This window comes from Flavobacterium subsaxonicum WB 4.1-42 = DSM 21790 (assembly GCF_000422725.1).
Taxonomy (GTDB): domain Bacteria; phylum Bacteroidota; class Bacteroidia; order Flavobacteriales; family Flavobacteriaceae; genus Flavobacterium; species Flavobacterium subsaxonicum.
Map to the genome: position 1 here is coordinate 515366 of NZ_KE383909.1, position 26042 is coordinate 541407.

Below are 26042 nucleotides of genomic sequence, written 5' to 3' on the forward strand. Positions count from 1 at the left end.
TATTGGAAATTGCATCCATCAAACATACCAAAAATAACCTTAAAAAACCCTAATCGTGGTTTACTATTTTAGCTACCTGAATATATTGCCAATAGACCGAAAGATGCGGCCAAAAAAAGAAGGCCTTGCAAAAGCCCCTCCCACGGCTATTAAATCCATTTGCCCTTCATAACCTGACTCGTCTAAAGTTATGTTATAAGAGTTATCTGCAGTTACTGTTTTTTCCTTAGTACATAAGCCTATATAACTAAAAATCAATATGTCTCCCGCAGAAGCTTGTATTGTAAAGTGCCCATCAAAATCAGTTTGCGCACCTAATGTGTTAGAGTTTTTAATCTTTACCTTAACGCCTGGCAATGGCATGTTAGTTTCATCTAACACTGTACCTTTTATAGTTCTGGTTTGAGAAGTTGATGCATCAATTTCGTCAGTTTTACCCTCAGTCTGCTCTGTATTTACAGGAGATTGAGCAAACATTTGATTGTTTCCTATCGTGAGTAATGTAACCACGGCCGCACTGGCAGCCAACCACAATTTGTTCTTTTCTTTTGGGATTATCAGGTCGCGCTCCAGTTGCGATTTTAAAAACCTCCCACATAAATTATCGCTTTCGCGGAAAGCCGCTGCCACCTGCCTGTCAGACGCTTTTGTAAGATCAACCACATTTTTTTGGCATGAAGCACAAAACCTGCCTTTATCGGTGGGCGACATCGTCTCCCAGTTTTCGTGGCAGGGGGTGGGTATGGATATGTTAATTTTTTTATGCATACATTATAAGTATCGTCCCATAATCTGCGATGGCTTTCTTACAGTTTTTTCTTTAAATTCAAGGGCAACAGTATATTCTGTAGCATTGGTAACCTTAATTTTTCGCGTTTCAAAGGTAGCATCGGTAAATTTTAATGTATCACCGGGTGCGGCTTTAATTGTAAAACGCCCCTCATGATCGGTAACCGTTTGCAGTGTAGAATATTTAACGACAACCTTTACTCCAGGTATGGGTTTGTTGTGCTCGTTAACAACCGTACCCGAAATATATAACGACACCGTTTTGTTAGCCAGCCCTTTAGAGATAGTCTCTTGGGTAGCAACGGGTTCGCTCTGAGCCAGGGCCTGGCCTGTGCCTACAGCAAAAAAGCTTAATACGGCGGCACTTGCAGCAGCCCAAAATCGGCTTTTTTCTTTAGGGATAAGCAAATCCCTGTTAAGCTGGGTGTCTAAAAATAAACCGCACTCATTAGGGTTGTTCTTATAAAATTCGGCCACCTGCCTGTCAGACGCTTTTGTAAGATCAACCACATTTTTTTGGCACGAAGCACAAAACCTGCCCTTATCGGTAGGCGACATGGCCTCCCAGTTTTCGTGGCAGGGGGCGGGTATGGATATGTTAATTTTTTTTGACATGGTTTATCGGAATATGTTACCTATTGAATGAAAGATGCGCCCCATAAATGTACGATTTTTTACAACCACTATATCACCGGATAGTGTTGCACTATATTCATACATTACTACATTGATGGCCTCTGTTCCTGATATAGTAACTTCCTTACCTTCAAAACCAATGGCCTCAAAGGTTAGCATAGTACCGTGTGAGGCGTTTATCGAAAAAACACCATCGGCATCGGTTTGTACGCTGGTTGCCGTACCTTTTATTGTCACAGTAACAAATGGTAAGGGGGCACCATCGGCCTCATTGGTTACTTTGCCGGTAAATAATTGGGGTTGCGCAATAAATTTGCCAAGCATATAATTAGGCTGTTGTTCGTGTTGCTCTGTAGGTACAGGGGTTTGTGCAACGGCATTTGCTGTACCTAACGTTAAAAAGCCCAACACGGCAGCACTTGCCGCCATCCAAGCTGAACTTTTTTCTTTCGGAATTTGCAGGTCACGGTTTAACTGCCTGGCAGTAAACCTGCCGCAGGCGTTGGCCTCACGGTTTAAAACGCTAACAATTTCTTTATCAGATGCTGATGTAAAATCGTATACCTTTTTTTGGCACGAAGCACAAAAGCGGCCTTTATCTTCGGGGGTCATGTCCTCCCAGTTTTCGTGGCACTGGGTAGGTATGGCTATTTGAATTTTAGTAAGCATGGCAAAATTGTTTAGATTGATTTTACAGTTATTACTAAACTATAACTACTCTATAACTATAGAGCAGTTTATTACCCCAAAGGTTGGGACGCCCCTAAATTTTTTTGAAATATAATTAGAAACGGCTTTTTAAGAACGCTTCAATTTTGGCATACACCTCTATAAAAGTTGCGGTATCCCAGTCGCCGTGGCCACCATCTTCGTAAAAGTTGAATTCGTTATACACACCCGCTGCATCAAGCTTTGCCTTTAAAAGCGGACCCTGAGATGCGGGTACCAACGGGTCTACACCACCGTAAAACGACAGTGTTGGAGCCGAACTGCCCTTTATATAATTAGCGGGGCTAACTTCTGCAATTTGTGCCGAAGTTGGGGTCTGCGTACCTATTAATGCCTGCGCTGCAAAACTGTATAAGGGGTGAGACAGGTAGTTAGGGTCGGTAAAATCGGCAGGGCCAACAATATCTACAATGGCTTTAACATCGCCATCGGTATCATATTTATAACTGTACAGCATAGATAGGTGCGCACCGGCGCTGGCTCCTAAAAAGGCATAATCGTTAGATAGTACATAGCCACCGTTCTCTAAATGGTCTATAACCAGTTTAATATCATCTATCTGTTTAGGGTAGGCAGGGCTTGTTGGCGTGGCCAGCCTGTAGTTAATATTTACCACACCATAGTCAGGAAACTGCGCCCTTATAACGGCCACGGCTTCGGCAAAATCGGCTTTGTCGCCCTCAATCCATGCGCCGCCGTGCACTAAAATAATCACTTTAGTATCGGTATCGCGGCCTGCGGGCAGGTAAATATCCAGTAGCTGTTCCGGGTCAGACCCATACGCCACATCTGTTAAGTTAAGGGCAACGCTGCTGTCGTATTTAGGTTCAACGGTTGTTGCCTTATCATCGTCAGACGAGCATGCCGTTAAAAAACTTAAGAATAATAGTAGTATCAAATGCTTTTTCATAGTCAGAATATTGTAATGAGGGGGGAATTGATTATTATAACGCAAAATAGGCATTTTTTATATAAAAAATGCAGGCGGTGTGCCTGCATTGGTAACTTATTGTAAGTGTTAACTCTTTTCTGCCAAATAATTTAGTACGACATTAGTACTGGTAATAAAATAAGTTCCCTCTATTTTTTCGAGTTTGTAACCCTTAAAGCCCAAATTAACAGGAATGGGGTTTAAAACAGCTGCTCCATTATCCGTATAATTGCCATTTTGTTTTATAGCTACATTAAGTACCCACAAGCTAATGCTGTATTGCTTGTACGCCTGAGTATAAATTGTGCCACATGTTTTGCATCGAAAAGTATTGGCATCCAATTTTTCTAAAAAAATTATAAATTCTACAAACAGCAATTCCTGGTCTTCAAAACTTATAGGTTCTTTCCACACAATATAATGCCTGAATCTTTTATAACTACAAGGGCAACCATCGCTATAAAGTTTTTCTATAAAAAGCCTGGCTTCTTTTTTATAAGCGTTATATAAGCGTATTTTTTCGTTGGCAGTGTCCATATTATTGTTCCAATCTACAGTACCGCCAATAGTAAATACACCTTCTTTATAATAATTGCCTTCTTTTATTCTTACTATTAATTTGTTGTCATTTACGTCGCCAATACTACTATATTCCTGTGGTAAAACAACTTTTCCTAATTTGTTAATTAAACCATGTTTATCATTTCCAAAAACGGCAAAACCATTTTTAAAAGCAGAGAGATAACTAAATTTATAATTTATTATTAACGCACCTTGTTTGTTTATAGCTCCATTTAAATTATCGTGATTTTTTACTATTGCCATACCTTCACAAAAGTTTTCGGCAAAGTAAAATTGAGGTGCTATTACCTCTTTCCCCGTTTTGTTAATAAACCCCCACTTATCATTTATTCTTACACGTGCCAGCCCTTCAGCAAAATCACCGTACGAATCGTAAATATCGTTAAACGGAATTATGATTTCCCCCAATCTGTTAAAATAGGCATGTTTACCTTTATCTTCTACCAGAAATGTACCGTCATATATAAAACCAACAAAGTCGTAAATAGCAGGTATAACAATACCTCGGCTACTCCATATTCCCATTTTTTCACCCTTATTAAACTGTATAAAGTTGTCTTCATCACTCATAATTTCGGGATTAAAAAAAAACTGTAATAGTTTTTGAAAGAAGTAAACAAGGGTAGCCAATTATATAATTTTCTTGATAACCCTGAGCTTGTGGCTGTGGCGTTTGGTATCTACATTATAAATGCCCAGGTGGTCCAGGCGGTCTATGCGCACTTTGCCGTGCGCGTGTATAATATAGTTGTCTTCCATTATAATGCCAACGTGAATAATGCGTCCTTCCTCATTATCAAAAAAGGCCAGGTCGCCGGGTTCGCTTTCTTCAATAAAGCTAAGAGCTTCGCCCTGGGTTGCCTGTTGCGATGCATCGCGAAGCATGGCATAACCGTTTAGCTTGTACACCATTTGTACAAAGCCCGAGCAATCGATGCCAAAAGGGGTTTTGCCACCCCACAGGTACGGCGAATTAAGGTATAAAAATGCGGTTTGAAGCAATTGCTGCTTGTTGGTTACCCCCGATGCTTTTAAGCCTTCAAAAATAAAATCTTCGGTATTTACAGAGGGTTGATCTAAAAACGTAATAGCCGAACCGATGGGTATGGGCAGCAAACTGTTGTTAGATGATGTAATGTATTCAATAAGGTCGGCGTTAAGCACCGGCGCAGCGTTTTGCAGGCTGTTATAATCGGCCTCGGTAATGTTTTTAAACTGCTTGTTATCTATCCAGCCGTTATAATTGTCGAAACCCAATTCTATACGCGACCATTTTGGGGTTTCTTCCAAAATCTTAAAATGTTCGCCAAACAAAACCTGCGACGTCATTTCGCTACGGTCGCTGGGTTCCAGCCTAAGCGGGACAATAGCAAGATTACAAATACCAAACATCCTTTAATGTTTATTTTTAAATGATTATTTTCTATTGGCTGTTAACAGATGCTGTTTTTTCCTGAAGCACAAATATAGCAGTAAATTTTGAAGCTTGTTTACTAAGCAAAGTACATAATTTTTAAATATATTTTGGTATGAATTGTTATGATGCATGCAATTTTTTATAGCTCTGGAGGAGCGGTATATTTATAGTAACTATATAAACCCCTGAATAAAAGCTCCGGAGGAGCGGCATCTGTTTATATGTCGCTCCTCCGGAGCTCAAAATAAATGCTGTAAATAATGCTATAGATATACCGCTCCTCCGGAGCTCGAATAAATTTTCGCAAACCATATCATAACCCCAGCCTTGTGTCCTTCCATCTTTAGATGGTTGTATTCGCGGACTTTGTGGTTATTAAACATCTACTGCTTAGAGCCTTTGTGGTAAAATTTAAAGGTAGGCGAAAAGAAAAAGCTTTTTTCTCCAACAAAACACACAAGGTTTTACGGATATGATAACGGTGATAACCCCAGCCTTGTGTCCTTCCATCTTTAGATGGTTGTCTTCGCAAACTTTGTGATTATTGAACCTGTACTGCTTAGTGCCTTTGTGGTAAAATTTAAAGGTAGGCGAAAAGAAAAAGCTTTTTTATCTGACAAAACACACAGGGCTATACGGATATGATAACAGTATCAATAACCCCAGCCTTGTGTCCTTCCATCTTTAGATGGTTTTCTTCGCGGACTTTGTGATTATTGAACCTGTACTGCTTTGTGCTTTTGTGGTAAAATTTAAAGGTAGGCGAAAAGAAAAAGCTCGGGTAGGGCGACAAACATGCCGCTCTACCCGAGCTCAAAATAAAGTATAAAATATAAGTTACGCGCGTTCTAAAACAATAGCCGAAGCACCGCCACCACCATTGCAAATAGCAGCTGCACCAATTTTGGCATTGTTTTGTTGTAATACATTAATAAGGGTAACTATAATCCTGGCACCACTGCAACCAAGCGGGTGGCCTAAAGAAACCGCACCACCGTTTACGTTTACCTTAGTGGCATCAAGGCCTAAAATTTTAGAATTGGCAATACCCACTACAGAAAACGCCTCGTTAAATTCAAAAAAGTCCACATCCTCTTTGCTTATGCCTGCTTTGTCTAACGCTTTTGGTAAAGCAATAGATGGGGTAGTGGTAAAACGCTTAGGCTCCTGCTCGGCATCGGCATAGCCTTTAATATAAGCAAGCGGGGTAAGGCCAAGCTCTTTAGCCTTGTCTTCGCTCATAAGTACCAGTGCCGCAGCACCATCGTTAATGGTAGATGCATTGGCAGCAGTAACCGTACCCTCTTTAGTAAAGGCAGGGTTAAGGGCGGGTATCTTATCTAACTTTACGTTAGTATATTCTTCGTCTTTAGTAACCATTATAGGGTCGCCTTTGCGCTGTGGTACAGCAACAGGCACCACCTCGTTATCAAACTTACCGACATTCCATGCAGCGGCAGAGCGCTCGTAAGATTGTATGGCAAAAGCATCCTGCTCTTCGCGGGTAACGTTATATTCGGTAGCGCAGGCATCGGCACAAACACCCATAGCACTGTTATCATAAGCATCGCTAAGGCCGTCTTTTTGCATACCATCGGTTAATGTAGCGGGGCCAAATTTGTTGCCCGCCCTCATTTGCACGTAGTGTGGTATAAGGCTCATGTTTTCCATACCGCCGGCTACTACAATCTCGGCATCGCCGCATTGTATGGCCTGTGCAGCCTGCATAACGGCTTTCATGCCACTGGCGCACACTTTATTAACGGTAGTGGCAATTACATTATCGGGTAGGCCGGCAAGCCTTGATGCCTGCCTTGCAGGCGCCTGGCCAACACCGGCCTGCACTACATTGCCCATTAATACCTCGTCTACCAGTTCTGGCTTAAGGTTTATTTTTTCGAGCGCGCCTTTAATGGCAGCTGCCCCAAGTTGCGGAGCCGTAACGGTAGACAGCGCGCCCATAAAGCTGCCAATAGGGGTGCGTACTGCCGAAACGATTACTACTTTTTTATTCATGGCCTAAATTTCTTTATTATGTTGTTGATGTTGCGAATTTAATGATTAAAACCGCTTAAAAAAATATTATGTGTAAAAATGTTTCTAAATTAAACCGATTGATAACGTTTTAATAAAATAGAGATGATGTAGTGGTATTACAATAACCGTGCAGTTTTTAACTGCCGTTTATTAGCTCCATTTGCCACACTCCCCGCCCTGGGCAATAGGGTATAGGAATAATGCCAAATAACATTACAATCTTGTTTTTAAACTTCCACGTGCCGGCGGCAGTAGTACCATCGGCGCTTAATGTGCCTTTATAATATAGGGGGCTGTGTGGTTTGTCTTGTTGCTGCGTGGAACCGTCCTGGGTTAAAATAGTTGCTATTGGCATTAGTTTTTCGAATGCGATAGCGGTATTATTTAAAGTCCCGATTATATACCCTATGCCCTGCATGCCCCCTGTAGCCAAATCGTCGGTTACATTACCTCCAAAATTTTTACCGTCAAAAGATTGTATTACAATAGTAAAATTGGTTTGAGCAAACTTTCTTATCTTTTGTACTTTAAGATTATTGTGCTTGTAATAACCCTGCCACGTTCCTTTCATAATTATTATATATAATGGCAAACATAAACATTTAGGCGGATTAATTAACACTATAATTTTTCTAGCAACCTTGCCCTAAAACTGCATTTCATCGGATATAATTACAGTTTATAGATAAAATAAAATATTAACTATTTTATATAAATTTCGGGTTGCTCTATATCGTTTTCGCTTCTTATATTTAGTTACCAATAAAAAAAATCACTTTATGCAGGTTATGACTGACTACTCCCGAAAAAAATTACTCAGGTACAACTACTCCTGGGCGCACCCGGCCGAGCAAAAAAGCTATGAGTCGTATAAAGACTACGATATTATAGACCGCAACAATGGTTTCGAGCTGCTGGATTTTATTAACCGCTTTATGGGCATACACGGCATGGAGGCCGACCGTAGCTTTTCTAAACTGGAACGGTTAATTAAAAACTATATGCCAGCCGACTTAAAAACACGCATTGAAATGAAAATGTGGCTGCGCAAAAACTGGGACGTACGGTTTTAAATTTCAAATTACGCAACTATAAAAAGCAAAACCCCGTCGAATACTGGCGGGGTTTTGTTGTATAATATGGTCAGCTAATTATAGCAATACTGCCGATAATGTAATCTCGGCTGCTTTAAGCAGTTTAGATACCGGGCAAACCTCTTTAGCTTTAGTTGCGGTATCCTGAAAATCCTGTTCTGATATTCCCGGTACGCTGGCTTCTAATTTTAAGTGAATTTTGGTTATAGTACCGTCTTCAAAAGTAACCTGTGCCTCTGTGTTAAGGTCTTCGGGTGTAAAGCCCTGCTCGCTTAATAAAAAGCTTAACTGCATTGTAAAACAGCCTGAGTGTGCAGCGGCAATAAGCTCTTCTGGGTTAGTGCCCACGCCATCGGCAAAACGGGTTTTAAATGATAGTTGTGCTTTATTTAAGGTAGTGCTTTGAGTAGAAATAGTTCCTGCTCCGTCCATTCCTGTACCTTTCCAGTTTGCGTTTGCGGTTCTTGTAAATTTCATGATAATGTAAATTTTAGTTTGTTATTAATTTTTTGAGGATGCCAGTTGGTTTACTGTTCCTGTAAAGTTATAAATTTTTAAAATGCGCGGGTTAAATTAAAATTATATTATGTAGTACTTTTCCCGCCCTGTGCTACTTGTTATATTTTGATGAGACAAATTTAGGGCGCTTATCTGTATCAATCAAATTAATAATTTTTTACCTTTATAAAATAAATTTATAAGCATGACCATTCAGCAACTTAGATATATTGTAGCCTTAGACCATCATCGCCATTTTGCACGCGCTGCCGAAGAATGCGTGGTTACCCAACCGGGACTTACCATTCAGCTAAAAAACCTGGAGGAAGAAATTGGCATTAAAATTTTCGACCGTACTAAAGTGCCCCTAAAGCCCACCGCCGCCGGTGTAGAAATTATAGAACGCGCTAAAAAAGTACTGCGTGAGGCCGATGCCATTCGCGATTTTGTGGTTGACAAGAAGAATGATCTGGAGGGCACCGTTACCCTTGGGGTTATCTCTACGCTGTCGCCTTACCTTATGCCACTCTTTATTAAGGCCATGCGCGATGTTGCCCCTAAAATGCACTTTACCATTAAGGAAAGCAATACCGGCCAGCTTATGAATGATGTAGAAACCGGCGCCATAGATATTGCCCTGATGGCTACACCCACAGGCAACCCCAACCTTAAAGAGCATGTGGTGTTCCAGGAGCCGTTTGTGGCCTACCTGCACCAGTCGCACCCTATGGCCGGCGCCGAATTGTATGAGATGAACCCGCACGACAGGCCGGAGCTGCTCTTGCTGCAACACGAATACTGCTATAACGCCCAGCTCTTAGACATTTGCAGCCTGCCCGAACCCGGCACCCGTTGGGAACAGTTTAGTTATGATATTAGCTCGATAGAAACGCTTAAAAACCTCGTAAGGGCAGGGCTGGGGTTTGCCATTGTTCCGCAATTATCGGTGCTTAACGAAAGCGAGGGGAGTTTGTTTAAACAGTTTAAAGAACCTAAGCCCGTACGGGAGATAAGCCTTGTGGTGTCCGATCATTTTTCGCGTAAGCTGTTGCTCGAAAAAATGAACGAAACCATATGGAATTGCCTGCCCGACACCATTAAACAAAACACCGGCTATAAAAAGATACGGTGGAACGATTCGCCGTACTTTATAAAAACGGTCAATGCGCTTAAGGCTTAATTTTTTTCTGAAAGGAAAGAGCAAACATCCTTAACCCAGGCAGTTTTATATTTAATGAGATAGTTTTCGTGCCCCGCCAACGGATAGGTTTTAAGCTGTTTAGGGCCTTTAAGGTTGCTGAAAATATCGTCAATCTCAGTTCGGTTTACCCTGTTATCCTGCTCGCCATAAAGCAGCAGCGCAGGGGTTTTTATACCTTTGGCATAGTCTACAGGGTTATGCCCAAACGCCCAGAAACCATTTTCGAGTCCGCCCCAAAATACCAACAGCTCCGCCATTGGGAAGGTAGGAGCACCCACCACCTTAAACCGCGCACAAACCGTTTGGTACATGGTGCCAAAGGGGCATTCTAATATAATTTTAGAGGGTTGTATACTATAGTCGTCGATGGCTTTCATAATTGCGACCGACCCCATCGAGGTTCCGAATAGAATAATGTTGGTTTCGCCCTTTTGTTTAAGGTAATCAAAGCAGGTTTTTACCTGTTCGGCCTCATAAAAACCAATGGTGGTCTGGTTGCCTTCAGAGTTGCCCGATCCCATAAAATCGACAAGCAACGTGCTGTAGCCCATCTTTATAAACTCGTCAGATTTATCTACCATGCCGCTTTTATTGCCCCCATAACCATGAAACAAAACAACTGTGCCTTTACTGTTAGCAGCCTTAACGCTCCAGCATTCAATTTCTTTATTGCTTTTAAGTTTCAGGGTAGTGTAGGGCTGGCCGGGAACAATAGCATTTACCGGCCTCGGGTTGTTTATCCCAAAAAAAATTATTTTGGCAATATCGGCGCCCGATAGTTTTTCGGGCTTTTTAATTTTTGTGGAAGTTTCAGATGTGTAGTGCGTAAATTTATAAGCATGAAACACGGCAATAACATTCATAACTATAAATATAACCGCCAGCGTGCGCAGTATGCGCCTTGCTATTTTACTACCCAACCGTGCCTTTTTTGCCATAGCACGAATATAATAACAATTGTTGTATTGGCTGTGCCCAAAAACAAGAAACCCACTCGGCAGAGTGGGTTAAAAGTATATAAAACTAAAAATGTAATTAACTGTTAGCAGCAAGCCTTTTAACAACGGCCCACTGTTTTAGGGTAGTACGGGCTTCGGCAGCAGGGTAGCCCAGGTAGGTTTTACCCGCCGGAATATCGCCTACAACACCAGATCCTGCACCAACGGTAACACCGTCGCCCAGGGTAGCGTGGTCTTTAATAGAGGCGCTTCCGCCAATAATAACGCCATTGCCCAACGTAACAGATCCTGCAAGGCCGCTGTTACCGGCCATAATACAAAACTTGCCCATTACGCTGTTGTGCCCAATTTGCACAAGGTTGTCTATTTTACAGCCATCGCCAATAATCGTAGAACTAAACTTACCGCGGTCTACGCAGCTATTAGCGCCAATTTCTACCCAGTTGCCAATAATCACATTACCAATTTGCGGAATTTTAGCCAGTCCCCTCTCCGGGCATGGGCGGAAACCGAAACCATCGGCACCAATAGAGGCGTTAGGGTGTAAAATGCAATGGTTACCAATGTGGCAGTTTTCACGAATTACCGCACCGCTCCACACAGTGCTGTTTTTGCCAATAGTACTGTTATCTAATATAGTAACATTAGGGTAAATAGTAACGTTTTCGCCTAATTCTACATTAGGGCCAATATAGCAGCCTGCGCCAATGCGTGTACCTGTGCCAATTATAGCGGTGGGATGCACGGTTGCAGCCGGGTGAATATCGGTATCAAACTGCGGGTGCAGCGGGGCAAAAAGCTCCAGAATTTGAGACATAGCCAAATCGGCATTGTTTACCTTAATAAACGCCCTGTTTTCGCCGGGCTCAATAGATATATCGTTGTTTACAACAGCTACCGATGCCTTAGAACCGGCCCAAAGTTTTTCATATTTTTTATTGCCAATAAAAGTAATCTGGTTGCTACCGGCAAGTTCAATCTGCTCGGGAGACGAAACGGTGTGCGATGTATCGCCTACCATATTACCCTTAATTAAAGTGCTGATTTCTTGTGCTGAATACGATTTCATAAGAGATTAATTTTTTTGCGATTCTGGGCAGGCAATGGTATTCATGTAGGGATTTTACCAGCGCGCTTAGCAGTAAAGCGTGAGATTTAATTGTTTTTTGTAGGAGGTAAATGTGTTAATAAAACGCTAAAAAAAGGAAAATATTTTAATAACCAAGCATTTTTGTTGTTAAGTTTTTAAAAAACGGTTTTAAAGCGCTGTAGTTTTTGTTTAAATAGGCTACCTAAAACGGGCGTTTTTTATTGGGAGCGTTTTTAATTTTGTTACCTCATGTACTATAGTATGCAATTTTGAGGCCAGTTTTAAAACGGCTGCAGTAGCTACTCTTTATATGGTATCAGGCCTTTAAATTTCTCAAAAAAATATTATTTAGTTATAATTGTGCAGCACCTCTTACTATATCGATTTAATCTTTATTTTTAGGAACTCGTTTCCGGATGCATAGACCGGAAGCCAATTTACAGTAACACAAACTTTATGGACAGACGTTTATTTCTTAAAAATACAGGCCAGGCCAGCCTGGCACTTAGCCTTGCAGGCCTGCTGCCTTTAGATGATTTATTAAATATGGATATACAGGCTAAAGGCCAGTTCTTTAAGCTTTCGCTGGCGCAATGGTCGTTGCACAAAGCCATTTTAGAGAGCAAAACACTAAACCCCTTAGACTTTGCTAAAAAAGCCAAAGAGCTTGGTTTTGATGCTGTAGAATATGTTAACCAGCTTTATACCATAGACCAGGCTAATGTGGGTGCGGGCATCATTAAGCTTATAAAAGAGCTTAAAACCCGCAGTAGCGATAATGGCGTTAAGAACGTGCTGATTATGATTGATGGCGAAGGCGAGCTCGCAGCCCTTACCAAAGCCAACCGTGATGATGCTATTGCAAAACACTCCCGTTGGGTAGATGCCGCGGCCGAATTAGGTTGTCATTCCATACGCGTAAATTTATTTGGGCTTGGCGCCGAAAATGATTTTGCGGTGTGGAAAGAAACATCGGTAGATGGGTTGGGCAGGCTGGCGCAATATGCCGCCAAAAGCAAGATCAATGTTATTGTAGAAAACCACGGCGGATTATCTTCCGATGCCGGAAAGCTAACCGATGTGATTCGTACTATCGGACTCAAAAATTGTGGCACCTTGCCCGATTTTGGTAACTTTTGCGTTAAAAGGCAGGGTGGCGAACGCTGGGGCGCACCATGCATCGATGAGTATGATAAGTACAAAGGCGTTCTGGAACTGATGCCGTTTGCGCACGGTGTAAGCGCCAAAACCTTCGATTTTGATGCCGCCGGCAACGAGACAACTATAGATTACTTTAAGATGCTTGGCATCGTAAAAAAAGCGGGCTATACGGGCCATATTGGTGTAGAGTACGAAGGGAGCCGCCTTGGCGAAGAAGAGGGCATTAAAGCCACTAAAGCCTTGCTATTAAAGGCTGCTGCTCAATTAAAATAGGGTGCCAATAATGCATAACTAATGAATTTACTAAAAATAGCCATAGCTGCATTTTCTGCCACTAATATAATGACCACCTTTAGCTACCTGCTATCGGCCAGTTATAAAAAGCTGTTTAAAGAGCCAGTTATGATGAATTTTGTGCTGAAAGGGGTGGGCATTTATCTTAAAGGTAAATGGCATAAATTAGGAGGATGGATAGCGCACTACGTTATTGGTTTTGCACTGGTATTTACCTATGAGGCTATCTGGCGGTATACGCCGGTAAAATTTGGGTTTGTATCAGGAATTATTTTTGGTGTAATTAGCGGGTTAATTGGTATTATGTGCTGGAGGGCCATATATTTAACGTCCATACACGAAGATGTTTCGCGCCGGTCGTATTATATACAGCTGTTTTTTGGGCATATTATTTTTGCATGCGCTGTAGTTATCGCATTCAGGATATTTAAGTACGATCCTATCTCTAAAATCGAACCCTACCTCTAAATTCTCATATTTAAAATTAATACATGAATACAACAATACGCATTCGGCTTTCTTTAATGATGTTCCTTGAATTTTTTATATGGGGCGGTTGGTTTGTAACCCTGGGCACCTACCTGGCTAATAACCTTAGTGCAACAGGATCGCAGATTGCCACAGTTTTTACCACACAATCGTGGGGTGCCATCATTGCCCCATTTGTTATTGGCCTTGTTGCCGACCGCTATTTTAATGCCGAAAGAATACTTGGGGTATTACATTTAATAGGTGCTATTTTAATGTACCAGATGTACCATACCGATAATTTTGATGTTTTTTACCCTTACGTTTTAGCGTACATGATAGCTTATATGCCTACGCTGGCACTGGTAAATTCGGTTTCCTTTAATCAGATGAAAGACCCTGCTAAAGACTTTTCGTCCATTCGCGTTTTTGGCACTATAGGCTGGATAGCCGCCGGGCTTGCCATTAGCTATTTATTCGAGTGGGATAGTGTTACCGGCATTAGCCAGGGTTTTCTGCAAAATACATTTTTAGTAACGGCAATAGCATCGGCGGTGTTGGGACTTTATAGTTTTACATTGCCGGCCACGCCTCCAAAAATAGCGCCGGGCGTAAAAGCTTCGGTTACAGAAATTTTAAACTTTGATGCCTTAAAGTTGTTGGGCGACCGTAACTTTTTGATGTTCTTTATCGCATCCATATTAATATGCATCCCACTGGCATTTTACTATCAAAATGCCAACCAGTTCTTTTCAGAAATTGGTATGGCAAACCCCACCGGTAAAATGACCATAGGCCAGGCGTCCGAAGTCGGTTTCATGCTATTGCTGCCTGTTTTCTTTAAACGTTTTGGCTTTAAGGCTACACTTTTAGCAGGCATGCTGGCGTGGGCGCTCAGGTACGTTTTATTTGCATACGGCAATGCCGGCGAACTGTCGTTCATGCTTATAACCGGTATAGCGCTGCACGGTATATGCTACGATTTCTTTTTTGTGTCGGGGCAAATTTATACCAACTCAAAGGCGGGCGATCATCAAAAAAGTGCCGCACAGGGGCTTATTACCTTGGCAACATACGGTGTGGGCATGCTGATTGGCTTTGCCGTTGCAGGCCTTATTACCGATACGTATACACATGCTAACGGGCACGGTTGGCAGTCCATCTGGCTGTTCCCCGCCGGGTTTGCTTTGGTGGTAATGGTGCTGTTTGCACTCTTCTTTAAAAACGAAAAAATAGAATATAAAGCGTAACCTATGAGGAAATTACGAATGGGAATGGTAGGCGGGGGCACAGGCTCTTTTATTGGCGATGTGCACCGTAAAGCTGCCGCAATTGATGGCATGATCGAGTTGGTTTGTGGCGCATTCAGCAGTTCTGCGCAGCGTTCTAAAGAGAGTGGCAAGGCATTGTTTCTGCCGGAAGGCCGCTGTTATGCCTCTTTCGAGGAAATGATCTTGGCCGAAAAACAATTGCCCAACGGCGATCGTATGGATTTTGTGGCTATTACTACACCCAACCACATGCATTTTGCCCCGGCTAAACTGGCATTGCAAAACGGCTTTCATGTAGTTTGCGATAAACCCATGACTCTTACTATAGAGGAGGCTAAAGAGTTGATTGCGCTTGTTGAAGAAACCGGCCTGCTCTTTGCACTGACCCATAATTACACCGGCCACCCTATGGTTCGCCAGGCTAAGGCTATGGTTGCCAACGGCGATATTGGCAAGATCAGAAAGGTACAGGTGCAGTATTTACAGGGCTGGATGGCTACATCTGTTGAAAAAGAACCATCTGGTAAAGACTTTTGGCGTGCCGACCCTGCAAAATCGGGCATGGGGGGCGCGTTAGGCGATATCGGCACCCATGCCGAAAACCTGACCGAGTTTATTACCGGCCTTAAAATTAGCGAGCTTGCCGCCGACTTAGGTCGCTTTGGCGAAGGCCGCCTTCTTGATGATGATGGTAACATATTGCTGCGTATGGAAAACGGGGCTAAAGGCACGATGTCTTTTTCGCAAATTGCAGCAGGCGAAGAGAACAACCTTGCCATTCGCATTTATGGCGAAAAGGGCAGTGTAGAGTGGCACCAGGAAAACCCTAACGAATTGATTACAAGATGGCTCGACCAGCCTAAAAAAATATTTACACCCAACGGCAACGGCCTGTATCCGGAGGCGGCGTCGGTTTCAAGAATACCATCGGGCCACCCCGAAGGTTATCTGGAGGCTTTTGCAACCGTATACCGCGGTTTCGTGCAGCATTTAATGGCGCTATTGGAGGGTAAAACAGTGCAGAACCCAACCTATCCAACGGTTTACGATGGCCTAAGGGGATTACAATTTATTAGCGCAGCGGTGCAAAGCGACAGCAACAACGCAGCGTGGACAAAATTACAATAACATGAAAACACTAAAAGGGCCGGGCATTTTCCTGGCGCAATTTGTGGGCAGCGATGCCCCTTATAATTCGTTAGACGGCTTGTGCCAATGGGCGGCGGGCCTGGGCTACAAAGGCATCCAGATTCCAACGTCAGATGCCTGGCTTATCGACCTTGACAAGGCCGCCGGTAGCCAGGACTATTGCGATGAGCTAAAGGGCAAAGTAAACAGTTACGGCCTCGAGATTACAGAGCTTTCTACACACTTGCAGGGGCAGCTTGTGGCGGTTAACCCGGCATACGATGTTATGTTTGATAACTTTGCCCCACAAGCGGTTAAAAATAATCCTAAAGCCCGTACCGAATGGGCTATAGACACCGTTAAAAAGGCGGGTACGGCTTCGCGCAGGCTGGGGCTTACGGCGCATGCAACATTTTCGGGTGCGTTGCTGTGGCATACCATGTACCCATGGCCGCAACGCCCACCGGGACTGGTAGAAGCCGGTTTTGAAGAACTTGCCAAACGCTGGCTGCCGATACTGAACCATTTTGAAGATAATGGGGTAGATGTGTGTTATGAAATCCATCCCGGCGAAGATTTGCACGATGGTACCTCGTTTGAGCGTTTTCTTGCCGCAACGGGTAATCATAAGCGGGTAAACATGCTGTACGACCCCAGCCATTTTTTACTGCAACAGCTGGATTACCTTACGTATATAGATTATTACCATAGTTTTATAAAGGCATTCCACGTTAAGGATGCCGAGTTTAACCCCACCGGTAAACAGGGCGTTTATGGCGGTTATGCCGATTGGGCCGACAGGGCAGGGCGTTTCCGTTCGCCGGGAGACGGGCAAATAGATTTTAAAGGCATTTTTAGTAAGCTGACCCAATATGGTTGCGATGTTTGGGCCGTAATGGAGTGGGAGTGCTGCATTAAAAGCCCCGAACAAGGCGCACGCGAAGGTGCCCCCTTTATTAAAAACCACATTATAGAAGCCACCCAAAAAAACTTCGATGATTTTGCCGGCGGCGCGATTGATAAAGAAAAAATAAACAGGATATTGGGATTGTAACCAATATTATTTCTAAACAAAAATGCAGCTAAAGATTTAACTCTTAGCTGCATTTTTTATTTTTATGGTAATCTTACTTAAAATAAGCGGCATATTCTGCCGGCAGGGTTTTAAGTTCCTTTATCATTACATCTTTGTAAAAGGTTTCGGCGGCTTCGCTTTGCAGCTGAATTTTTCCTTTAGTAAGCGGTACCGATTTTCCGTTTTCTACATACCTTGAGTTTTGCAGCACCATAACCACGTGGCCGTTTACAATGTGCAGGCTTTTGCCCTCAAAGCAAACAAGTTCTACCTCGGTCCACTCGCCTTTAGGGCTTTCGTGGTTTTCGCCGCGAAGGCAAAACCCGTCGATACCCGTGCCGGTTGCAATGGGCAAAAACGGCTGCTTTTCGTTAGCAACGGGGTTCATTATCCCTTCCGGAATAAAAGCGCGTACATCTATGGCGGCGTTGGCAATGTTCCAGTAATCGCCCATGTGGCCCTCCATTAGCTGAAATTCCTGCGACAGCATCCAGGCACGCCAGTAGTCTTTACCGCACTCGCCAACCGAGTGGTACAAAATACCGGAATCCCTTAGCTTGTCCGTACGCGGGTCCCATTTCTTTTCGCCCCAGCGTACTTTGGCTTTTAAATGATAGTTCTCGTATTCGGCTTTGGTAAAAACGCAGCCATAAATTTCTCCGCTAACGCGTAAAACGGGTTCGCCTTTCTCTTCAATAACAGTAAAAACGTTGGCTGTATTTTTGTTATAACCCACAGGCTGTATCTCTTTACCGTTGGCATCTACCGGAATCTTACCGTTATAACCCGGCTTGTGGCTGTAACTAAGGTACATCTCCCATTGCGAAAGGTTTTTATCCAGCAGGTTTTTCCATTCCGGTTTTTCGGTAAAGGCGGTGGTAGCAAAAGCTATAAGCCCCAGTGCGGCCGACCTTAAAAGTAATTTTTTAGTAATCATTATATTGGTTTGGTGGTTTGTGGCATAAAAGTAGCAGTTTTTTATAAATAACGTTATAGTCAAACTGACTTTTTGTAAACGGGGCTCGTTATAAAACAAAACATCCGCCTGTACATTGGTACAAGCGGATGTTTTAAATTGTTGAGACTAAATTAATCTACAGTCTTTAAATTATCATCTGGTATACGGTCTATTAAATAATTGTATGGGTCGATACCCACCTGATACGGCTTAACTTTGGTGGTAAAGGTAAACGTATTGTCTTTTTTAGTAATTTTTACACGTTTATATTCCAGTACCTTACCGGTTTCCTCATCGCCTTTAGGCTCGGCAAATACGGCAACGTCTATGTAATCGGCAATTGGCACGGCTGTTTCGTTACCCATGGCATCGGCCCTGAATTTCTCTGATGTCGATGTAAGCGTAGTCTCATAGCCATTATCCACTTTTTTAGACGTAACCTTTAGCGCCCTGTTAGAAAACACAGTAATATTCTCGAACATATCGGCAATAAGGTACTGCATATCCGGTGGCGTAACCTTTTTAAACTCGTTAACCGCATCTATAGAGGTAGGGAAGGGCGGATTTTTGTAACCATATTTTACAACAAGGGCCTTAAGCGCCTGGTTAACTTTGTCTTCGCCAATCATTTCTTTAAGGTAGTACATAACAACACTGGCTTTGTTATAATGTATGTACTGCTGGCCCTGGGTTTTCATTAAAGGTTCTTCGCCCTCAGTTTCGCCGCTCCTGCCACCTAAATAGCTGTCCATTTCGTACTGAAGGAATTTCTTCATCTTATCCTTGCCGTACTCTTTTTCCATTACCATAAGAGCCGAATATTGTGCAAAGCCTTCGCTCATCATTTCGCTGCCCTGCATGTTGGCACCACAAACCTGATGCGCCCAGTACTGGTGCGCCATTTCGTGTGCTGTAACATAAAACACCTGGTCTATATCGTCTTTAGTAACATCGCGTTGGTCTAATATAAAGCCAATGCCCTCGCTAAACGGCATAGTGCCCGGAAACGCCTGCGCAAAGCTCTGATACCTCGGAAACTCGATAATCCTGCACTGCTTGTGCATATAAGGGCCAAAGTTAGTGGTGTAATATTCCAACGATTTTTGCACACTGTTAAGCATGTTAGGCACGTTGTAGGCGTGGTGCTTATCATAATACACTTCTATGTCTATGCCATTCCATTTTTTGCGTGCAACCTCATACTTGGCCGACACAAACGAATAAAAGTTAAGCGACTTATGATCTAACTTATAGTTAAAGTATTTGCGGCCGTTTTTCTCCCATGTTTTAATAAGCGATCCGGGTGCCACGGCTATCTGGTCTGGCGATGTACTAATGGTGGTGTTAACATCTACCCAGTCAGAGTCGTTACCAATATAGGTATTCATTCGGGCCTTAAGGTTGTTTTCATCCAGTTTAGCCATCCTGTCCCGCTTAGGTAATTTGCGTTTTACGCGAAGGTTTTTATCTGATATTTCGTAATTACTGTCATAGCCAATAGTAGGTATCAGGGCCATGTTATTAAAAAACGTGCCGTTATCAGTAAGTTCTGTAAAACTTACTTCATTTTCAAAACCTTTAGCCGCTTTAGACAGGTCGAACGATATTTTTATAGAATCGTTAGGCTGTAACGGCTGTTGCAAGGTGTATATCCTGTAGTGCAGCCTTTTATCATTAAAAGTAAGTTTGGCGTTAGGTATGGTAACAATAATGCTATCATTAATATCGGGCATTGTAAAATGCACCTGAGATATTGGCTGACCCGATATGTTCCTGGACCATGACACTACATGCGATGTAAGGCTACGGTCTTCGGGTACTAGGTCTATGGTATAATCAAATTTATAAAAACGCGGTTGGGCAATGCCCTCGTATTTTTTTAATTTGGTTTCGTAATCCACCTGCATGTCTTCTACTTCCTGGTTAGAATCGTAGGTGTTAAGCACTTTGGTGTTATAAAATACAAAGCCGCCACATACCACAAAGGCAACCACGCTTACCGCTATGGCGATGCCGTTGTTTTTAACCCTTCGTTTAGCCGATACCAAACGGTATTTAAAGCCGGCCTCTTTACCACGAACATAAAAGGCAATGCATATAAAGCACAGCACAATAGAAAACAGTATCCAGTAAATATTGAACCAGATAGTGCCCTGAATAAACGGCCCAAAGCCATTCATATCAGAATAGGTAATGCCCGGTATAGTACCAAATGACACCATATTGCTGCTTACTTTAAACACGCCCCAAATAAACTCGTCAAGAATAATAAAAGCTACAAAAGCCAGGTATCCTATGTAGCGGTTATTAATTAAATAATGAAACAATAGCGATAGTATAACCAGATAAGCAAAATGCAGCAATCTTATAACCAATAGCCATTCTATGTAAAGGCTAATTTCGTAACGGGTATAGCCGTAGGCTGTTTGCGCTATTATGCCAATAATTATAGTACATACCTGCACTATGGCTACTGCTACAATTACCGCGATAGCTTTAGAGGTAAAGAGCACACCGGTTTTAATAGGGGTAGCGTCTTCAATTTCGTTAAGCTTGGCATCGCGTTCTTTCCAAACCAGTACGCCGGTATAAAAAGTTATAAAGCCCAGCATAAACAAATTAAATGAGCCGTTAATAGCACCAATAACCGCATAAGTAACAGGATACTGCGTTGTACCATAACGCCCGGTAAAACTGGTTAGATTTGTTATAAGCAATATCATGCCTATGGCGGTAATAATTATAAAAACCGGGTTTTTTACAATGGCTTTGGTTTCAAATCGTATCAGGTTTATAAAAGTACTAAACGAAAACACGTTTGCTTTAGTAGGTTTAAAAACCTTATTAGAAATAATAGGCGAGGCAACTGTTTTTTTTATTTTTTGTTTTTTTACTTTTTGTTTTCTTACAGTAAAAGAAAATCTCCAGTATACTAAAAATAATAGTAAGATACTTAAACCTATCCATACTAACCTATTAATTAGTAAATCGCCTTCAAGGCCAATAGCCAAAGTATTTTTTTCTGCTACTGTTGTATATTTAGTTACATTATCAAAAGTACTGGCACCAAATGGATCTAATAAATTGGCCAGCCACTCTTTTTTAATATCACTTGTAAATCCTTGAGATACTATATAAAATACAAGAATTAACATTGATCCAATAAAAGAAACAATATTACTCCTAAAAATAAGTGCAAGCGAAAATAATATTACCCCAGATATAATAACATTAGGAATGGCAAATGCAATTAGTCCTTGTAAATGGCCAGACCATACAATTTCGCCAAATCTTTCCGGAGGTGCCATATTAAAAAATGCGGGTAGGTAGGGTGCCACTACGGGTGCCAGTATTGACCCAACCGAAATACCCAGCATTGGTATAACCGCAATTATTGCTGTACCTATAAACTTTCCAAAAAAATAATCTCTTTTTTTAATGGGCGCTGTAAAGATAAACTGGTACATATTGTACTGAAAATCTCTGTTGGCAGTAGCATTCATAAAAGCTGTAGTAAGCAATAATAGCATTATAGAAAAGATTACATAAAATGTTTCTATAATATAAGGTGCATTTCTATGCACGCTTCCAACAGTACCACCTACAGATACGCTCGCCGATCCTATTGCTAAAATCATTGCTATCGTAATAATGGTAAATGCTATCCATACTATTGGTGCCTTTAACCAATAGTTTAATTCATACCTTATAAATTTCCACATAATGTTTAGCTATTGAAGGGTTAAACTAATTCGTTAAGTTTTGCAAAAAACACATCTTCAAGGTTTTCTTCGGCCCTTGTAAAGCCATTCTGCGGATCGGCTTCACTAAAAATGTGTATCAGCGGCTGTCCGCCAACCAATTTGCTCGAAATTAGCTTATAACGCTCCTGATAGCCTGCCAGTTCGGTTTTAGGCACCCTTTGTTCCCAAATTTTGCCTTTAACCTCAATAAGGGCATCATCGGTAGTGCCGCTAAACAGCACGCGGCCTTTATCCATAACGGCCATGTGGGTGCATAGTTCGCGAACGTCCTGCACTATGTGGGTAGAAAGTATTACAATAATATTCTCTCCAATTTCACTAAGAATGTTGTAAAAGCGGTTACGCTCTCCGGGATCCAATCCGGCAGTAGGTTCATCTACAATAACAAGTTTTGGATCGCCAATTAACGACTGTGCAATACCAAAACGCTGGCGCATACCACCACTAAAACTGGCTACGGCTTTGTGGCGCTGGTCCCATAAATTTACCTTTTGCAACAGTTGGCCTACAATCTGGTTACGGTCGGATTTAGAGGCAAAGCCTTTAAGGAGCGCAAGATGATCTAATAAATCTACTGCCGATGTTCTTGGATACACCCCAAACTCCTGCGGCAGGTAGCCCAATACTTTGCGCACGCCATCTTTATTGTTTAAAACATCGATATCGCCCAGGGTAATACTGCCGCTATCGGCATCCTGAAGGGTGGCCAGTGTTCGCATAAGCGATGACTTGCCCGCACCGTTAGGGCCCAAAAGCCCAAACATGCCTTTGTTAATGGTTAGCGATACATTATTAAGCGCATGAACGCCGTTGCTATACTGTTTGTCAAGGTTTTTAATTACTAAATCCATAATTGTGTTTATTTGGTTGTGGTATTGGTGTATTATTTAACTAATTTGTTACAAAATATTTAACAAAAAGCCTTGTTTTATTTTAGACGATAATTAAAGTATAATGTTACGAATTTATTGAGTAATTTCTTATAACCAACTACCAAAATTTTGATTGTTAGATGTTTATTAAATAAGTAACGGGGCGCTAAGGCCCCGTTACTCGAAATTAAAAATATGGTAATAACTATTTTTCTTTAACGATACGTTTTGTAACCGTACCCCTGTTAGATGTAATGTTGAATATATAAACGCCTTGTTCTAAAGCCGAGATATCTATCTTCTGAGTGTTGCCTATAATGGGCTGATTTAGAATTTCGCGTCCTTTAAGGTCGAATACAATAACTTTTACATCTTTAAGTCCGGCTGTATCAGGTATGGTTATAAACACTTCTTTAACCGCAGGGTTGGGGTAAATGTCTATGGATGCCATGTTGAAATTATCAACCCTAAGCGATGGTACCACAACAACAATTGCAGTTGCCTGGCTGCAATTTGCAGCATTTACAACATCGCAAATGGAGTAGGTAATAATATAAGTGCCCGGTGTTGCCGTTGCAGGAACAATAAGGTTTCCGTTAGCATCTATGGTAACACCAGTAAGGCCGCCGTTATCTATTACAGTTATAACAACATCGGCATCATTAACCGCAGTACCGTTCATAAAGTCGTTTGCTGTTACATCGCCTGCAATACCGCCATCGCCATGATGAATTACAGTTGCGCTAAAGTCGTCGTCAACGGCTTCTAAAACATTAGTTACCATTAGCATGGCTGTAGCCGATTCTGTAATACAATTGGTACCGTTAGCTAACAGTACCCTAAATAGATAACCATCATAAGATACCGGTACACCGGTAACAATCAACGATCCTGTTGTTGCCCCTGAAAATTCCGGGCCGGTTCCTCCGTTGGTAACATCTGTCCAGTCGGTTCCGTTAGTGCTAACCTGCCATTGGTAGGTGCCTGCGTTATCGGCATTTACAGTAAATACCACGGTGTCGCCTGTTTCGGCATCTATATCTGCCGGCTGGCTGTTTATAACAATAGCAAGCGGCTCGGTAATGGTAAAGCTTTGAGCAAGCTCGCAGCCGTTGGCATCGGTAACAGTTACAGTATAGGTGCCTGCAACAAGCCCGGTAGCTGTAGCAGCCGTACCGCCCGATGGCAGCCACTCGTATGTATATGCTCCGCTGCCTCCCGTAACATTTACAGTAGCCTCTCCGTTCGAACCTGCGTTACAGCCCACATTTATTTGTGTAGTTGTTGCGGCAAGGGCATCAGGCTGTGTAATGGTTACGGTTTGGGTAATCGTACAACCGTTGGCATCCGTAATTAAAACAGAGTAGGCTCCTGCAACGAGTCCTGTAGCCGTTGTAGCCGTACCACCCGATGGCGACCATAAGTAAGTATAAGCACCCGTACCACCTGTTGTAGTTACCGTGGCTGATCCGTTACTGCCACCATTGCAGGAAGTATTTATTTGTGATGTGTTAGCTGCCAGAACAGCCGGCTGTGTAATAGTAACGTTTTTAGTCAGTGTACAACCATTAACATCCGTAATTAAAACAGAATAGGCTCCTGCAACGAGTCCTGTAGCTGTTGCAGCCGTACCACCCGATGGCGACCATGCATAGGTATAAGTTCCCGTGCCGCCATTAGCCGTTACATTAGCCGAACCATTGCTACCACCATTGCATGATATATTAGTTTGTGATGTTGTTGCTGTAATTGCAGTTGGCTGAGTGATGGTTACGTTTTTAGTAAGCGTACAGCCATTAGCATCTGTAATTAAAACCGAGTAGGCTCCGGCCGAAAGGCCTGTAGCCGTAGCTGCTGTTCCGCCTAAAGGCGACCAGACATAGGTATAAGCTCCTGTACCGCCCGTTGCAGTTACGGTGGTCGATCCATTGCTGCCACCATTACATAAAATGTTGACTTGTGATGTGGTAGCTGCCAGAACAGCTGGTTGTGTAATAGTAACGTTTTTAGTAAGTGTACAACCATTAACATCCGTAATTAAAACAGAATAGGTTCCTGCAACAAGTCCTGTAGCTGTTGCAGCCGTTCCGCCGGAAGGCGACCATAAGTAAGTATATGCTCCTGTACCACCTGTAGCGGTTATAGTGGCTGATCCGTTAAAACCTCCATTACAAGAAATATTTATTTGTGATGTAGTAGCAGTTAAAGCCGTTGGTTGTGTAATGCTTACATTTCTTGTAATGCTGCAACCGTTAGCATCGGTAATGGTAACAGTATATGTTCCCGAAGCCAATCCTGTAGCTGTAGCAGCCGTACCACCTGATGGCGACCATAAGTAGGTATAATCTCCGGCTCCTCCGGCTGCAACCACGGTAGCCGATCCGTTAGAACCGCCATTGCAGGATACGTTGGTTTTACTGGTAGTAGCCGTAATTGCTGAGGTTTGGGTTATGGTTACAGATTGTGTAACGGTACAACCATTAGCATCGGTTACAACCACGCTATAAGTCCCGGCAACAAGGCCGTTAGCTGTAGCAGATGTTCCGCCCGATGGCGACCAGGCATAGGTATAAGCTCCTGTACCACCTGTAGCCGTTACAGTAGCTGCCCCTGTAGTGCCTTCATTACATAAAATATTGACTTGCGATGTTGTTGCTGTTAAAGCAGTAGGCTGAACAATGGTTACATTGCGTGTTGCAGTGCATCCGTTAGCATCGGTTACAAACACGGTATACACACCTGCCGCAAGGCCTGTAGCAGTAGCTGCTGTTCCGCCTGCTGGCGACCATGAATAGGTATAAGGCCCTGTACCGCCAGCTGCGTTGGCAGTTGCAGTACCGTTACCTTCTCCGTTACAAACAACACTGGTTTTAGTCATACCAATTGTTATGGCAGCCGGTTGAGTAATGGTAACGTTTTTAGTCAGCGTACAGCCGTTAGCATCGGTAATTAAAACCGAATAGGCTCCTGCCGATAATCCTGTAGCTGTAGCCGCTGTTCCGCCGGAAGGCGACCATGCATAGGTATAAGCTCCTGTACCACCTGTAGCGGTTACTGTGGCCGAACCATTAGTACCTCCATTACAAGA

General features: G+C 42.6%; 22 protein-coding genes. 7 read left to right on the plus strand and 15 right to left on the minus strand.

The window, feature by feature from the left end; all coding sequences use genetic code 11:
• Nucleotides 1-72 precede the first annotated feature (72 nt).
• The 8 genes from G509_RS0112725 to G509_RS0112765 all read right to left on the minus strand — a co-directional run bounded on the left by G509_RS0112725 (nt 73) and on the right by G509_RS0112765 (nt 7692).
• Nucleotides 73-768 carry a carboxypeptidase-like regulatory domain-containing protein gene (locus G509_RS0112725; protein WP_026991881.1) on the minus strand — a complete coding sequence of 232 codons (696 nt, stop codon included), beginning with the start codon at nt 766-768 and terminating at the stop codon, nt 73-75.
• Between the two features lie 3 nt (nt 769-771).
• Nucleotides 772-1404, minus strand: coding sequence for a carboxypeptidase-like regulatory domain-containing protein (locus tag G509_RS0112730; protein WP_026991882.1), 633 nt, complete (start codon nt 1402-1404; stop codon nt 772-774).
• Between the two features lie 3 nt (nt 1405-1407).
• Nucleotides 1408-2094, minus strand: coding sequence for a carboxypeptidase-like regulatory domain-containing protein (locus G509_RS23760; protein ID WP_026991883.1), 687 nt, complete (start codon nt 2092-2094; stop codon nt 1408-1410).
• Between the two features lie 115 nt (nt 2095-2209).
• Entirely contained in the window at nt 2210-3064 is an 855-nt protein-coding gene (locus tag G509_RS0112745) for an alpha/beta hydrolase (RefSeq protein ID WP_026991884.1), read from the minus strand.
• Between the two features lie 108 nt (nt 3065-3172).
• On the minus strand, nt 3173-4237 hold the full coding sequence (locus G509_RS0112750) for a WG repeat-containing protein (protein WP_131450711.1): 1065 nt from the start codon (nt 4235-4237) through the stop codon (nt 3173-3175).
• A 60-nt stretch (nt 4238-4297) separates the two neighbouring features.
• Entirely contained in the window at nt 4298-5059 is a 762-nt protein-coding gene (locus tag G509_RS0112755) for a C40 family peptidase (RefSeq protein ID WP_026991886.1), read from the minus strand.
• 862 nt (nt 5060-5921) lie between these two features.
• Nucleotides 5922-7100: an acetyl-CoA C-acyltransferase gene (locus tag G509_RS0112760; protein ID WP_026991887.1), complete on the minus strand. Its 1179-nt coding sequence runs from the start codon at nt 7098-7100 to the stop codon at nt 5922-5924.
• A 157-nt stretch (nt 7101-7257) separates the two neighbouring features.
• Nucleotides 7258-7692, minus strand: a complete 435-nt coding sequence (locus tag G509_RS0112765) for a hypothetical protein (RefSeq protein WP_026991888.1) — start codon at nt 7690-7692, stop codon at nt 7258-7260.
• Nucleotides 7693-7900: 208 nt separating this feature from the next.
• Between G509_RS0112765 and G509_RS0112770 the strand changes: the two genes are divergently transcribed.
• A complete protein-coding gene (locus G509_RS0112770; RefSeq protein ID WP_026991889.1) occupies nt 7901-8194 on the plus strand; it encodes a hypothetical protein in 294 nt (97 codons plus the stop codon).
• Nucleotides 8195-8272: 78 nt separating this feature from the next.
• On the opposite strand, the gene G509_RS0112775 is transcribed toward G509_RS0112770, so the two are convergent.
• Nucleotides 8273-8692 carry an OsmC family protein gene (locus tag G509_RS0112775; RefSeq protein ID WP_026991890.1) on the minus strand — a complete coding sequence of 140 codons (420 nt, stop codon included), beginning with the start codon at nt 8690-8692 and terminating at the stop codon, nt 8273-8275.
• A 226-nt stretch (nt 8693-8918) separates the two neighbouring features.
• On the opposite strand from G509_RS0112775, the gene G509_RS0112780 reads away from it, so the two are divergent.
• The gene (locus G509_RS0112780; RefSeq protein WP_026991891.1) at nt 8919-9893 is read left to right on the plus strand and encodes a hydrogen peroxide-inducible genes activator; all 975 of its coding nucleotides are present in this window, start codon (nt 8919-8921) and stop codon (nt 9891-9893) included.
• Here the strand turns inward: G509_RS0112780 and G509_RS22065 are convergent.
• Nucleotides 9890-10852 carry an alpha/beta hydrolase gene (locus tag G509_RS22065; RefSeq protein WP_035738947.1) on the minus strand — a complete coding sequence of 321 codons (963 nt, stop codon included), beginning with the start codon at nt 10850-10852 and terminating at the stop codon, nt 9890-9892. The two genes, G509_RS0112780 and G509_RS22065, sit on opposite strands and share 4 nt — an antisense overlap.
• Before the next feature lie 97 nt (nt 10853-10949).
• Nucleotides 10950-11942 (minus strand): UDP-3-O-(3-hydroxymyristoyl)glucosamine N-acyltransferase, encoded by a 993-nt coding sequence (gene lpxD / locus G509_RS0112790; protein WP_026991892.1) that lies wholly within the window; start codon nt 11940-11942, stop codon nt 10950-10952.
• A gap of 477 nt (nt 11943-12419) precedes the next feature.
• On the opposite strand from lpxD, the gene G509_RS0112795 reads away from it, so the two are divergent.
• The 5 genes from G509_RS0112795 to G509_RS0112815 are packed head-to-tail and all read left to right on the plus strand — an operon-like array spanning nt 12420 to nt 17339.
• The gene (locus tag G509_RS0112795) at nt 12420-13397 is read left to right on the plus strand and encodes a sugar phosphate isomerase/epimerase family protein (protein ID WP_026991893.1); all 978 of its coding nucleotides are present in this window, start codon (nt 12420-12422) and stop codon (nt 13395-13397) included.
• A gap of 21 nt (nt 13398-13418) precedes the next feature.
• A complete protein-coding gene (locus tag G509_RS22070) occupies nt 13419-13886 on the plus strand; it encodes a hypothetical protein (protein ID WP_051200203.1) in 468 nt (155 codons plus the stop codon).
• Nucleotides 13887-13909: 23 nt separating this feature from the next.
• Nucleotides 13910-15136, plus strand: a complete 1227-nt coding sequence (locus tag G509_RS0112805; RefSeq protein WP_026991894.1) for a nucleoside permease — start codon at nt 13910-13912, stop codon at nt 15134-15136.
• 3 nt (nt 15137-15139) lie between these two features.
• Nucleotides 15140-16285 (plus strand): Gfo/Idh/MocA family protein, encoded by a 1146-nt coding sequence (locus G509_RS0112810; protein ID WP_026991895.1) that lies wholly within the window; start codon nt 15140-15142, stop codon nt 16283-16285.
• A 1-nt stretch (nt 16286) separates the two neighbouring features.
• Nucleotides 16287-17339: a sugar phosphate isomerase/epimerase family protein gene (locus G509_RS0112815; protein WP_026991896.1), complete on the plus strand. Its 1053-nt coding sequence runs from the start codon at nt 16287-16289 to the stop codon at nt 17337-17339.
• A 73-nt stretch (nt 17340-17412) separates the two neighbouring features.
• Here G509_RS0112815 and G509_RS0112820 read toward each other — a convergent pair whose 3' ends face one another.
• The 4 genes from G509_RS0112820 to G509_RS22075 all read right to left on the minus strand — a co-directional run.
• Nucleotides 17413-18297 carry a 3-keto-disaccharide hydrolase gene (locus G509_RS0112820; protein WP_035739154.1) on the minus strand — a complete coding sequence of 295 codons (885 nt, stop codon included), beginning with the start codon at nt 18295-18297 and terminating at the stop codon, nt 17413-17415.
• A gap of 152 nt (nt 18298-18449) precedes the next feature.
• A complete protein-coding gene (locus G509_RS0112825) occupies nt 18450-22040 on the minus strand; it encodes an ABC transporter permease/M1 family aminopeptidase (protein ID WP_026991898.1) in 3591 nt (1196 codons plus the stop codon).
• A 20-nt stretch (nt 22041-22060) separates the two neighbouring features.
• Nucleotides 22061-22933 carry an ABC transporter ATP-binding protein gene (locus G509_RS0112830; RefSeq protein ID WP_035738949.1) on the minus strand — a complete coding sequence of 291 codons (873 nt, stop codon included), beginning with the start codon at nt 22931-22933 and terminating at the stop codon, nt 22061-22063.
• Nucleotides 22934-23159: 226 nt separating this feature from the next.
• Nucleotides 23160-26042: T9SS type A sorting domain-containing protein (locus G509_RS22075; protein WP_026991900.1), on the minus strand; the 2883-nt coding region annotated here is incomplete at its 5' end.